We start from the raw sequence: 12,572 nt of genomic DNA on the forward strand, positions 1-12,572 counted from the left end.
CAATGACGGACAAGATTGACCGGCAAGAGGCATTGGCGCACGCCGGTATCGACACTCTGGCGGTGAGGGCCGGCCAGGTTCGCAGCGCCGAGGGCGAGCACAGCGAAGCGCTCTACCTTACCTCCAGCTATGTGTTTGAAAGTGCCGCTGAGGCGGCCGCGAGATTCGGTGGCGATCAACCGGGCAATGTCTATTCGCGCTACACCAATCCCACAGTGCGCACCTTGGAAGAACGTATTGCTGCTATGGAGGGCTGCGAACGCGCCGTGGCGACGGCCTCGGGTATGTCCGCTATTTTGTCCACTTGTATGGCTCTGCTGAAGGCGGGCGATCATATTGTCTGTTCACGCAGTGTGTTCGGCACCACTAGCGTGCTGTTTACCAAGTACATGGCGCGCTTTGGGGTCGACACCCGCTTTGTCGACCCCACCGACTATGACCAATGGCGTGGTGCGTTTACCGAGAAGACCCGTCTGGTGTTTGTCGAGACGCCGTCTAATCCACTGTGCGATGTGGTGGACTTGGCCCAATTGGCCGAGATAACACACAGCCGCGGTGCGCTGCTGGTAGTAGACAACTGTTTCTGCACACCCGCCCTGCAAAAGCCGGTACTGTTCGGCGCGGATCTGGTGATTCACTCGGCGACCAAATACATCGACGGTCAAGGGCGCTGCCTCGGTGGCTTGGTGGCCGGCGCCGCCGAGCATATTGACGAGGTACTGGCTTTTATCCGCAGCGCCGGCCCCACCATGAGTGCGTTTAATGCCTGGGTGTTTCTCAAGGGGCTGGAAACCTTGCGGTTGCGCATGGATGCTCACAGCGCCAGCGCCCTGACCCTGGCGCACTGGCTGCAGGCGCAGCCCGCTGTGGAGAAAGTCTTCTATGCCGGTTTGCCGGATCATCCGGGGCATGAGCTCGCCAGGGCGCAACAGCGCGCTTTTGGTGGGGTCCTGTCGTTTCGGGTAAAGGGCGGTCGCGAGGCAGCCTGGCAGGTAATCGACAGCACGCGTATTGTCTCCCTCACGGCCAACCTTGGGGACGCCAAAACCACAATCGTGCATCCGGCGACCACCACCCATGGCCGACTGAGCGATGAGCAAAAAGCGGCAGCCGGTATCAGCGATAACCTGATTCGCGTGGCGGTGGGGCTCGAGGATGTGCAGGACATTCAGGCTGATCTCGAGCGCGGCTTGAGCAGTCTCTGAGTGGACAAGCTTATTTTAACGGTGCGGTGATTCATGCGGGCGAGTATTGAAGAGATTGTTCACGAAGTTGGCAAGGTGTTGCTGGGCAAGGAGAGCGAAATCAAGTTGGCACTGGCTTGCCTGTTCGCTGACGGACACCTGCTGATTGAAGACTTACCCGGCATGGGAAAGACAACACTGGGTCATGCCCTGGCGCGCGTGGTGGGGCTGCAGTATCAACGGGTGCAGTTTACCAGCGATATGCTGCCAGCGGATATTGTCGGCGTGTCGGTGTTTGAGGCAGCGGCCAGCAAGTTCAGTTTTCACCCGGGCCCGGTGTTTACCCAGGTGTTGTTGGCCGATGAGATCAACCGCACCACACCAAAAACCCAGAGCGCACTGCTCGAGGCTATGGAAGAGTACCAAGTTACCGTCGATGGCCAGAGCCGGGCTTTGCCCGAGCCATTTTTTGTCATCGCCACGCAAAACCCCCAGTCGCAAATGGGGACTTTTCCTTTGCCCGAGTCGCAGCTTGACCGCTTTCTGATGCGCATCAGTCTCGGCTACCCGGACCCGGCCGCCGAGTTGGAGCTGTTTAAAGGTGGCGACTCGCGCCGCCATATTGCCAGCCTCAGAGTACTGCTGTCAGCCGAGGGTTTGGTGGACATTAAATCTGCCGTGGGCACGGTCAAGGCCTCGGACACGCTGATCGGTTATCTGCAGCGGCTGGTTCATGCCACCCGACACGACAGTCAATTCAATTATGGCTTATCCCCTCGTGGCGCTTTGGCGCTCTTGCACGGCGCCAAGGCCTGGGCCTATATGCAAGACCGCGATTACGTGGTCCCCGAAGACATTCAGGCCGTGCTGCCGGCGGTGGTGACGCACAGAGTCACGGCCGCTGGCAGCGGCGCCAGCGCAGGTGGCTCGATTGATCAGTTGCTGCAAAGTGTGGACATTCTCTCGCCCCACTGAAGCGCCGTTTCCTCTCTGGTGAAGACCTGCCCACTCGACAAGCTGCTGTTTGCAAGCTATAGAAGAGTAAAGGCGTTTTAATAAGCGTCGACTGTGGCCGTTAGAGCCAGTGGCGGAACTATGGCAGCGACATTTTTCGGGCAGTATCTGCAAATCAAAGGCATTGTCGGGCGTGATCAGCTGCGCGCGGCTTTAAGCTATCAGTTGCAACGCAACAAGTCTTTGGGGCAGCTCGCAGTGGAATCGGGGTTACTCAATACATCGCAGAGTTCACAGATCAATCTGCGCCAACGCGACACAGACCTGATGTTTGGCGAGCTGGCCGAAACTTTGGGGTGGTTGAGCGCTGAGGACGTCGAAACCCTGCTTGAGCGTCAGCGGCTAGAGCATATGACTCTCGGTCAGGCGTTGGTTGAGTCCGGCTGCCTCTCGGAGGCCAAGTTGCAGGATTTGCTGGCTGACTACCACTACTGGAATACCCGCAATCAACGCGAATGCAATCGTCGAGTGGCGGAGAGTTCACTGGCGCCTCAGGTCGATGGGTTTACCTATTTGCTTGGGCGTCAGTTGCAGCGCGTTTTTGGGCTGCGCTCGCAGCCGAGTTATGTTCTCGCTAAGCGCCCTCTGGCCCTGCCAGAGTGGTCCTGGAGGCTTGGGCGGGAGAGCGCTGTCGCCCTGGTGGGGGTTGAGCCGGCGCCTTCGTTTATGCAAACCCTTGCCGAGCGACAAAGCCTGGTTCGCGCCATGGAGTTGGTGGGCCAGGGCCGCTATCACTCAATTTATTCTGCTGATATAAACGCAGAGGATTTCTTCAACCGTCTGCTGTTAGAGCTCGCTGACGACAGTCAGCTTGAAGTCTTAGGGCGCGAGGCCAAGCTTGGTGGGCCGGCTAAAGAGAGTTTATGTGTGGGTTATTCGGTTGAAGGGGAGCCCCTGCAGGTGTATTTCTGTGCGGCTTGAACAATAAGCCCGGCCTTATGGTAACCTCTTAGCTGATCTTTTGGCGGGCGGTTGTGTTGTGAGTGAACCGATTAAATACCGGTTGGAGTCCTTCTTTTGGCGCTGGGCGCAGCGGCGCTCGCCGAGAGCCTCAGCCGTCACCCTTCGTCACCGCTCCATCTATGTATTGCCGAGCAAAGCTGGCTTGGGTTTTTTTCTGGCGATGCTGCTGCTGTGGCTGCTCGGCACTAACTATCAGAACAACCTGATCCTGGCCGTTAGCTTTATGCTGATCGCTCTGTTTTTGGTGGCGATCTTACACGCGTTTCGCAATCTCGCCGGCTTGCGTGTGGAGGGCTTGCCGGCAGAGCCGGGGTTTGTCGGCGAGCGGGTGGAGCTGGCTGTCGAGCTAACACCGGCACGGGGCTGCCGGGCGGACAATCTGCTACTGGCTCTTGCTCCCGAGCTGGAAGTGCGCGCCGATGTGGCCCAGGGCAAGCGTCAATTGGTGCACTTGCCGCTGCGCGCCGAAAAGCGCGGTTGGCTGCGCCCGCCGCGCCTACTCATCAAAAGCTACTATCCGCTGGGTATTACCCGAGTCTGGTCCTGGGTCCACCTGGAGGCCAGAGTTCTGGTGTATCCGAAACCTTTGCCAGCCAGCTTGATCAGCGCGTCGGGTGGCGGTGAGCTGGGGGATGAGGGGCAAAGGTTAAAAGCTGAGGATGACTTTATCGGCTTTAGCCAGTATCAGCCGGGCGCCTCCATGGCGCAGGTGGCCTGGAAGCTTTACGCACGGGGTGCCGGTTTGCACCTGAAGCAATACGGCGGAGCCGAGCAAGAAAGCCTCTGGCTCGATTTTGACGCCGTTCAGGGCGATGTCGAGCAACGTCTGTCCGGTCTGTGCTTTCTGGCACTCAAGTGGCACCGTCAGGGCAGGGACTATGGTTTGAAGCTGCCCTCAGGAACCTTAAATCCGGCCACGGGTGATGAGCACCTGCATCGAGTGCTGAAAGCCCTGGCGCTCTACAACCTGCCGGAGACTGACTAGTGCGCGGCCCGGCGTCCATTTCTTCGAGTGCACTGAAGTGGCTGCTGCTGTCCCAGCTGCTGGTATTGCTGCCGCTCACGCCTCATTTGCCCCTGTGGCTGGTGGTCATCGCCGGGGCGATGATGCTCTGGCGCTGGCAGCTGCATCGGGGGCGTTGGTTTTACCCGGGGCGATGGCAGCGAGCCCTTTTGGCGGTGGTGGTCAGCGGTTTGCTGTTTGCCAACTTTCGCGGCAGCTTTGGTGTGGAAACTATGCTGTCGCTCTTGGTGGCCGGCTTTGTGCTAAAGCTCACCGAGCTGCGCAGCCGCAGCGACGTCTATCTACTCTGCTTTTTGACCTACTTTGTTATCGGCACCCAGCTGCTGTTTCTGACGGGGTTTCTCGGTGCGCTCTACAGTTTTTGCTGTCTTGCAGCGATAACCGGCACCTTGGTGATGACCAATGCCAGCGCCGGCGGCCAAGGGGATTATCGCCCCTGGCGGACACTGGGTGGGCTAATGCTGCAGGCGCTGCCTGTGATGCTGGTGTTGTTTTTGGTGGTGCCCCGTATGGGCTCACTCTGGACTGTGCCACTGAACAAATCCGCCGGGGTGACCGGCGTCAGTGACACCATGTCCCCCGGGGATTTCTCCAATCTTCTGCAATCGGACGAACCGGCTTTTCGAGTAACCTTCAATGGTGATTTGCCCACCGCCGGTGAGCGCTATTGGCGGGCACTGGTGCTGGACCATTTCGATGGGCGGGAGTGGGGGCAGGGGCTTTTTCAGGGGGTGAATGCGGGCCGGCGCAGTGCCTGGGATCAATGGCATGAAGAGCTTGAACCGCTCGGCAGGCAACTCAGTTACGAGATTATGCTTGAGCCGACGGCAAAGCATTGGCTTTATACCCTGGCCATACCACAGAGCTTTGATGATGATATTTACGTCAGCCGCGGCTTTACCTTGTTTCAGAGAAAGCCGGTGTTTCAGCGCAAACAGTATTCGGTGGTCTCCGCGCTCGAGTATCGCGCACAATCGTCGGGTTTGGACGATAGGGAAAGACGCAGCGCACTCGCGTTACCGGATGGCTACAATCCCCTGACTCGTCGATTGGCTGCCGAGTGGGCAGAACAAGAGGGCAGCCCCGAGGCTCTGATTCAGCGCTTTTTGCAGTTTGTGCAACGCCGATTTCACTACACTTTGCAGCCCCCTGTGTTGGGCGAGCATAGCGTGGATGAGTTCCTCTGGGAGACGCAAACCGGCTTTTGTGAGCACTTTGCCGGCAGTTTTGTTTTTTTCATGCGCGCCGCCGGTGTCCCCGCCAGGGTGGTGGTGGGGTACCAGGGAGGGCAGGTCAATCCCCACGAGGGCTATTTGACAGTGCGCCAGCTTGATGCCCACGCCTGGACAGAAGTCTGGCTTGAGGGCCAAGGTTGGCGGCGCATTGACCCCACCGCCGCGGTCGCACCTCAGAGGATTGATCGCGGTGTTGAGTATTCTCTCAGTGAGCAGGATTCGGCGCTTTTGGGCAACGCACTGTCCCGGCGTTTTGCCCTGCTGGCCAGAGCGCAACTGCAGTGGGATGCCTTTAACTATCGCTGGCACCGTTGGGTGATGGAGTACGATCAAGTCCAGCAGCAGGCTTTTTTCCAGCGCCTTCTCGGTAGTGCTGTGCCCTGGAAGGTGGTAACGGCGACTCTCGCTGCGCTGGCGCTGATTATCGGCATCATTTTGCTCTGGCTGCTGTGGCGTCGCCGCCCTGAGGTATTGCCCGCCGAGCAAAGGCTCTATCAGCGCTTTTGTCGCAAGTTGGCCAAAGCCGGTTACCCACGCGGCACGGGGGAGAGCCCTTCAAACTATGCCCGCCGTGTGGCCACTGCTCGGCCCGAGCACGCTAGCCAGCTGTGGCGCGTAGCGATCTTGTTTGAGCAAGTGGCTTACGCCGGGAATCCACGCGCTTTGCCCGAATTCAAGCGCTTGGTCCGCCGCCTCCAGCTCCGCTCAGGTCGCTGAACACAGCCTGGTCTCCTATTACGAGAATTCTCTGTGCGCACCGCACACTTCTTTCGTTACTCCTCGATCGCCTATTAATCACTCTGTTGGTGCGCTGTTAGCTTGGGTCGCACCAAAATGGATCTGATGAAGTTTTTCTGTTCAAAAGTGGTGCATGGATTTGTTCATTAATTGTGCACAATATCGCTAAGCCTATGATATTTATGAACTAATTTAGTGGGCACAAAACGTGCATATTTGTGCGCCACGCACAGACCTAAAGCATAGATAAAAAAGTGCGCTCTGACGTCATTTATTTGCCTGATTTCTGTGCACACATTGTTTACAGCCAATGACAGGGCGCCACTGCTCTGTACCGCGAGTTTGAGGAGATACCATGAGTGTTCGACCCGGAACCCTATTTCGATTCACCAGCGCCCTGGCGCTGCTGGCGCTAAGTCCACTGGTCTTAGCCCAGGATTTGGATGGCGGCAATACGGCCTGGATTCTGACGGCCACCGCGCTGGTGCTGTTTATGACCCTGCCTGGACTGTCCCTTTTCTATGGGGGGCTGGTACGCAGTAAAAATATTCTTTCGGTGCTGATGCAGTGTTTTGCGATCGCTTGCATCGCCTCGCTGCTATGGCTTGTGGCCGGTTACAGTTTGAGCTTTGGCGAGGGCAGTGCGTACATTGGTGATCTGAGTCGGGTGCTCTTTTCCGGTATGGGCAAAGATAGCTTGTCCGGGGATATTCCCGAATCACTTTTTGCTCTGTTCCAAATGACTTTTGCGATTATCACGCCGGCGCTCATTGTCGGGGCCTTCGCTGAGAGAATGAAGTTCTCCTCCATGCTGATTTTCTCCGCTCTCTGGTTGCTGGCTGTCTATGTGCCGGTTTGCCATTGGGTATGGGGTGGCGGCTTCCTCGGTCAGTGGGGCTTGCTGGATTTCGCCGGTGGTACCGTGGTGCACATTACTGCTGGTGTGGCAGCGCTGGTCGCCGCGCTTGTGCTGGGTAAGCGCGATGGTTTTGAAACCGTCGCCATGCCGCCACACAATATGACCATGACCGTCACTGGTGCCGGTATGCTTTGGGTGGGCTGGTTTGGCTTCAACGGCGGCAGTGCTTTGGCCGCCAATGGTGATGCGGCGATGGCCATGTTGGTCACGCATATCTCGGCCGCCGCCGGGTCCCTGGCCTGGATGACCATTGAGTGGATCAAGTTTAGAAAGCCCAGTGTTCTCGGTATTGTGACCGGCATGGTGGCCGGCTTGGGTACTATTACGCCGGCTTCGGGTTTTGTCGGCCCCGGCGGGGCGCTGGTGATTGGTTTGAGCGCCGGTATTATTTGTTTTTACATGACTCAGATGATGAAACGCGTCTGGAAAATAGATGACTCTCTGGATGTCTTTCCCGTGCACGGTGTGGGCGGCATCCTAGGCACCTTATTGGCCGGGGTGTTTGCCTCGCCGAATCTCGGGGTCTTCAGTGGTCACGGGTTCTCGGATGCTGTCAGTGGCATGGGCGGGCAAGTCTGGGTCCAGTTTCTCGGTGTGGTGATAACCTTTGGTTACACCGCGATTATTACGTATGTGTTGCTGAAGCTCACAGGCGTACTCACTTCTGGTCTCAGAGTGTCCCGCGAAGAAGAGCTGGTGGGTCTGGACATTACCATGCACGAAGAAGAGGGCTACAAGCTCTAGGATTGCTCAGATGAGAAGCCCGCGCCAGCGGGCTTTTTTAATGGCGCCGAAAGGCAATTAAAGCCGCGGTAACGGCGACATTTAGCGATTCCACGCCATTGTTCATGGGTATTTTTACCCATCGGTCACACTGCGTCTCCACGGTTTTGCTCACGCCTTTGGTTTCATTGCCCAGCACAAAAACCTGTTTGCCGTGCGGGCAATCGCCGAGTGTCCGTTGTGCGTGGGATGACAAGCCGACAACCGCGTAACCCCGTTGTTTGAATCGCCCCAGTGCGTCTTCCAGTGAGCCGGAGATGCGGATGATGGGGGCACGAAACACCGTTCCGGCGCTCGCCTTAATCACCAGAGGATCAATCTGGGCACAGCCCTTGGCGGGCAGCAAAATGCCAGAGATATTGCCTGCGCAGGCTGAGCGGATAATCATCCCGAGATTTTGCGGGTTGGTAATACCATCGAGTGCAAGCAGGTCGCTTTGTGGTTGATCAGCGCTGTCGAGAAACTGATCGAAGGTGGTAAAGCCGGGACAGATCAGATCAACGGCAACGCCTTGGTCCTGCTTGCTGTTCTTGGAAATGCGGGAAAGGGCTGAGCGCGAGTGATGACAGATCTCGGCGCCATGTTGGCTGGCGAGCTGGTGAATCTCCGTTAAAATCCCAGCGGGTTTGTTGCTCTCGGCCACGTGCAGTCTGTGCACTCGGATTCCGCTCAGTTGCAGGGCTTCGAGCACCGGTTTGCGACCGTAAATGGTCAGTAGGGTGTCGTAAAACTGCTTCTTTGCCAGGTAGGCTTCGCTATCGCCCCGGTTCATGGTGTGGGTGTGCTCCTCGCCAGTTGCGGCAGCGAGAATACGCTACTTTGCCCTGAGATAACAGTCCTCGTCATTGTCCAGTAGAGCGGCGAGCACGTCGCGGCGGGTAATGAGTCCCACCAGCTTACCATCGCTGATGACGGGGTAATTTTTCGGCTTGTGGCGAATCATCACTTGAGCGATTTCGACAATCGAGTTACCCGGCTCAAAACTGACGACCTCTGTTTGCATAACATTGGACACCACCGGCGGGTCCTCGCAGTAGAACGCTCCCTGCAGGATTTCTTTGATGCAGTCCTGCTCGGAGACAAAGCCGATGACCTGACGATGCTCGTCGATAACCGGCGCTCCGGTAACGCCTGCGGCGAGTAGCTTGTGAACCACCTGCAGCAGATTGGTATCCCTGTTAAAGGCCACCGGGTCGGTCTGCATATAGTCGCGCACGAGGATTGAATGCATGGGAACACTCCTATAGGCAAAGGTGTTAACCCAAGTGTAGTCCAGCCTTAGCGCGACTGCTGGCAGATGGCAAGATAGGCCTGGATGGCGGCGGGCATTCCCAGGCGCAGGGCATCTACCGTCAGCGCGTGGCCGATGGAGACCTCGGCAATCGCGGGAATCGTTAAAAAGTCGCTCAGGTTGTCCAGGTTGAGGTCGTGCCCGGCGTTGACACCGAGACCAGAGGATACGGCTTGCTCGGCTGCCCGTCGGTATTGGCTGAGCAGCGTTTCCCCCTGGGCTGTGCCGTGTTGAAGGGCGTAGGGCCCCGTGTAGAGCTCAATCCGATCGACGCCCAGCTCGCCGGCAAGGCGAATTTGCACTGGGTCCGGATCCATAAACAGGCTGATACGAACGCCCATCGCCTGCAGTTTGGCAACAATAGGGGCGAGTGCATCGCTGGCACTCGTCAGATCAAAACCGTGGTCGGAGGTGAGCTGGTCGTTGCTGTCCGGCACCAGCGTACATTGGTCGGGCTGTGTTTGCTCGACCAGTGCCATCAGGCCTGGGTAGTCGCCGTGTGCCTTGGCGAAAGGGTTACCTTCAATGTTAAATTCCCTCTTCGGTGTGCGTTTGACCAGCTCGGCTAGATTTCGCACATCGCCGGAGCGGATGTGGCGTTGATCGGGTCTCGGATGGACGGTCAGTCCCGCGGCACCTTGGTCGAGGCAGAGTTGTCCAAACTCCAAAACATCGGGAAAGTTGCCCTCGCGTGAATTGCGAATCAGGGCAATTTTGTTCAAGTTAACGCTAAGCGCTGTGCTCACTCGGCAATCATCCCCTTGAGCTTGGAGGTGGGTTTACTCTGTTCCATATGTTTGCCTCGGCTGGCCTTGAGAATGCGCACCGCGGCGTTGGGCGCGTCGGGGTAGGCACGGAAGACACCGCGCGGCTCGGCGACAATCGCCTCGACCACAGACTCGCCTTCTATGACCTTGCCGAAGACGGCGTAACCAGGTTTGTTCTCGTTGCCATCGAGCGATTCGTTGTGATTAAGGTTGATAAAGAACTGGCTGGTGGCACTGTCGATGGCATTGGTTCGCGCCATAGACAGGGTGAGGTAGAGGTTTTTCAGACCATTGTCCGACTCGTTCTTGATGGGTTCGGCCGTTTCCTTGCGTTTGAAGTCAAACGTAAAGCCACCGCCTTGCACCACAAACCCGGGGATTACCCGGTGAAAAATCGTGCCGTCATAAAAGCCACTGTCCACATAGTGTAGAAAATTGGCGACTGTGATGGGCGCCTCTTTGGGGTAGAGCTCCACAAGCATCGTGCCGAGATCGGTTTTCAGTGTGACGTAATTTTCGCTTTTTCCGGCTTGTGCGGCGAGGCTCGCACTGCTTGCAAAGACCAGAACAAGCACGGCGCTCAAGCGATAAAGCCATTGGGTAAAGACAGAGTTCATAGTTGATGTTAGCCCCATTCAGATCGGCGCTTGCGCCGTCCCAGTGATTGTAAAAGAAGAGAGACGATGACGCCGGCAATCAGTATGCCAGCGCCAAAAATCCACTCGCGGTAGCGGCTGTTGTTGGTCAGACGCGCGTTTTCTGTCTTCAGCACTTCGGCGCGAGTTTGGAGTAGCTGGTAGTTTTCATTGAGTTTTTTGTACTGCTCGTTGAGTGCGACAGCGTTGGCTGACAGCTTGCGCAAGTTTGCGTAGGCCTCTTGGGTTTGCGAGAGTTGTTCTCGTATTTCGGCAAGCTCCTCGCTCATCGCGCGGTTTTCCTGATCCAGGCGCTCATTGGTTTCCAGCAATTCACTCTGGTCGCCGTCGAGCTGGCTCATTTTTTCTTGCAGGCGGCGTAACTTAATTGCTGCAGTGGGTTCGTCGAGCAGATACTGAGAGCGAATCCAGCCCTCCAATCCGTCATCGGTCCGCACCAGCGACCAGGGCGTGTCACTGTCATCGGTGTCGGTGCGAATCAACTCCAGCTCAGTGCCGCTCAGCAATCCGCGATGGACGATTCGATACTGGTTGCCCATGCCACTGCGAAGCGGCACGCGCAATTCGTCGGCAATATAACGAGCCTCGGCAAACACCCATTGTGAGGCCAACAGACTGACCGCTATGAGTGCACAGCGAATGACTTTTGCTGATCGGGTTAAGTGACGCACAAAAAGTACCTTTTTATCATCGGGGTGATCGGGGTCGGGCCAGACAATGCCAGACAACGATTGTAGCGTAAAGACGCCTGCTTCCCTGTCAACCCTGTCACGCTAGTGGTCCATGCGGCTCAAACTAAAAAGCGTCGTGGCATGGGCCTTCAAGGCAACACTTTCTTAAAAGGTTTCACCGTGACGCGCTCATAGACCCCGGCCGACACGTAGGGGTCGGCATCGGCCCAGCTTTGCGCTTGCGCAAGTGAGTCAAATTCGGCCACTACCAATGAGCCGGTAAAACCGGCCTGACCCGGGTCATTGGCGTCTACAGCCGGGTGGGGGCCCGCCAGGATCAGGCGACCCTGATCGCGCAGCTGGTTCAGCCGCGCGAGGTGATCTGGTCTGGCCTTGGCGCGCAGGGGCAGGCTGTCGGTGACGTCTTCACTGATAATGGCATACAACATAACGGCTATTCTCTCAATGCGCGTTGATAACGTCTTCAAAATCCAGCTCAGTGAGCTGGCGAATCCGCCGAAACAAGTACAGTAGGGCGACCACCATCACCATAGTTGCCGGCAGGGCAATCACTGGAAAACTAAGGGCAGTCATTTTACCGAGCTCGGCATTAAACTGCGCTGTACCCGGAGGGCTTTGCAGTAGCCACTTGGCGAGTACGTAGTTCAAAAAAGAGGAGAGAAAGAACGAGCCGGCCACCATAAACGAGGCGTTGCGCAGGGCACGGTCAAAAGCGCTTTGGTTGTTGGTGCTGCTGAGCCGCTCGGCGATCAGATCGGTCTTGAGCACCTTGTCGTTGTAAAGAAAGGTGCGCACCAGAGGAAAGCGTGTTTTCATTGAAGCCAGTGTAGCCAGGCCGATCAGCCCCGGGATGGCCGCTTCCTTGATCGCAATGTATTCGGGGTCCAGCTCCAGCAGGCTGATGCCCCCCGTCAGTAGAATACTGATGGCGCCGAGCGCGGAAAACGCATTGAATTCTCGCCGGGTAATAAAATCCTTGAGCCCGTAGATCAGGGGAAAGGCCAGGGCGACGACCAGCGCAGCGGTGGTACCGAGGTATTCATCGGCACTGAGTTTGGTCAAAATCAGCGTTGGAATAACGATATTAAGGAGCAGGTTTGCCAACAGGCTCTCGCGTTTTGCCGGTTTAGCTGAGGAGCTGGGGCCTTGCTGATCGGCAGTGGAGGTGGGTGCAGAGGCGGTATTGTCGGGTTTATCGGTTGCCGTATCGGTCATTGTGCGTAGCGACTGCCTGATCGGTATAGTGTGGAGGGGCGACTTGATAAGCCCCGAAAAGGCGCAATTATAAGCCACAACCGCTTTCGGC

Annotated in this window: 13 protein-coding genes; 6 read left to right on the top strand and 7 right to left on the bottom strand. The window is 57.1% G+C overall.

Annotated features, from left to right (window positions below; genetic code table 11):
* The first annotated feature begins 2 nt into the window (after positions 1 to 2).
* The 6 genes from QWI16_RS18415 to QWI16_RS18440 all read left to right on the top strand — a co-directional run bounded on the left by QWI16_RS18415 (position 3) and on the right by QWI16_RS18440 (position 7,821).
* Positions 3 to 1,205: an O-succinylhomoserine sulfhydrylase gene (locus tag QWI16_RS18415; protein ID WP_302715478.1), complete on the top strand. Its 1,203-nt coding sequence runs from the start codon at positions 3 to 5 to the stop codon at positions 1,203 to 1,205.
* Between the two features lie 33 nt (positions 1,206 to 1,238).
* Complete coding sequence (locus tag QWI16_RS18420; protein ID WP_302715481.1) at positions 1,239 to 2,159, top strand: AAA family ATPase; 921 nt, start codon at positions 1,239 to 1,241, stop codon at positions 2,157 to 2,159.
* 120 nt (positions 2,160 to 2,279) lie between these two features.
* On the top strand, positions 2,280 to 3,119 hold the full coding sequence (locus QWI16_RS18425) for a hypothetical protein (protein WP_302715484.1): 840 nt from the start codon (positions 2,280 to 2,282) through the stop codon (positions 3,117 to 3,119).
* A 58-nt stretch (positions 3,120 to 3,177) separates the two neighbouring features.
* Complete coding sequence (locus QWI16_RS18430; RefSeq protein ID WP_302715487.1) at positions 3,178 to 4,146, top strand: DUF58 domain-containing protein; 969 nt, start codon at positions 3,178 to 3,180, stop codon at positions 4,144 to 4,146.
* Positions 4,146 to 6,137 (top strand): transglutaminase TgpA family protein, encoded by a 1,992-nt coding sequence (locus QWI16_RS18435; protein ID WP_302715489.1) that lies wholly within the window; start codon positions 4,146 to 4,148, stop codon positions 6,135 to 6,137. The genes QWI16_RS18430 and QWI16_RS18435 overlap by 1 nt, the downstream gene beginning before the upstream one ends.
* Before the next feature lie 376 nt (positions 6,138 to 6,513).
* Positions 6,514 to 7,821: an ammonium transporter gene (locus QWI16_RS18440; protein ID WP_302715491.1), complete on the top strand. Its 1,308-nt coding sequence runs from the start codon at positions 6,514 to 6,516 to the stop codon at positions 7,819 to 7,821.
* A 37-nt stretch (positions 7,822 to 7,858) separates the two neighbouring features.
* Here the strand turns inward: QWI16_RS18440 and QWI16_RS18445 are convergent, their stop codons facing one another.
* The 7 genes from QWI16_RS18445 to QWI16_RS18475 form a co-directional block, all read right to left on the bottom strand.
* The gene (locus tag QWI16_RS18445) at positions 7,859 to 8,632 is read right to left on the bottom strand and encodes a TrmH family RNA methyltransferase (RefSeq protein WP_302715493.1); all 774 of its coding nucleotides are present in this window, start codon (positions 8,630 to 8,632) and stop codon (positions 7,859 to 7,861) included.
* A gap of 42 nt (positions 8,633 to 8,674) precedes the next feature.
* Complete coding sequence (locus QWI16_RS18450) at positions 8,675 to 9,091, bottom strand: CBS domain-containing protein (RefSeq protein WP_302715495.1); 417 nt, start codon at positions 9,089 to 9,091, stop codon at positions 8,675 to 8,677.
* A gap of 47 nt (positions 9,092 to 9,138) precedes the next feature.
* Complete coding sequence (locus tag QWI16_RS18455; protein ID WP_302715497.1) at positions 9,139 to 9,897, bottom strand: pyridoxine 5'-phosphate synthase; 759 nt, start codon at positions 9,895 to 9,897, stop codon at positions 9,139 to 9,141.
* On the bottom strand, positions 9,894 to 10,535 hold the full coding sequence (locus QWI16_RS18460) for a peptidylprolyl isomerase (protein WP_302715500.1): 642 nt from the start codon (positions 10,533 to 10,535) through the stop codon (positions 9,894 to 9,896). Before QWI16_RS18460 ends, QWI16_RS18455 begins: the two co-directional genes overlap by 4 nt.
* Positions 10,536 to 10,543: 8 nt before the next feature.
* On the bottom strand, positions 10,544 to 11,245 hold the full coding sequence (locus QWI16_RS18465; RefSeq protein ID WP_302715503.1) for a TIGR04211 family SH3 domain-containing protein: 702 nt from the start codon (positions 11,243 to 11,245) through the stop codon (positions 10,544 to 10,546).
* A gap of 149 nt (positions 11,246 to 11,394) precedes the next feature.
* Positions 11,395 to 11,694: a YciI family protein gene (locus tag QWI16_RS18470; RefSeq protein ID WP_302715506.1), complete on the bottom strand. Its 300-nt coding sequence runs from the start codon at positions 11,692 to 11,694 to the stop codon at positions 11,395 to 11,397.
* Positions 11,695 to 11,707: 13 nt separating this feature from the next.
* Entirely contained in the window at positions 11,708 to 12,481 is a 774-nt protein-coding gene (locus tag QWI16_RS18475) for a VC0807 family protein (protein WP_302715508.1), read from the bottom strand.
* Positions 12,482 to 12,572 lie beyond the last annotated feature (91 nt).

The sequence above is a fragment of the Gilvimarinus algae genome, from assembly GCF_030518215.1.
GTDB classification, from domain to species: Bacteria; Pseudomonadota; Gammaproteobacteria; order Pseudomonadales; family Cellvibrionaceae; genus Gilvimarinus; species Gilvimarinus algae.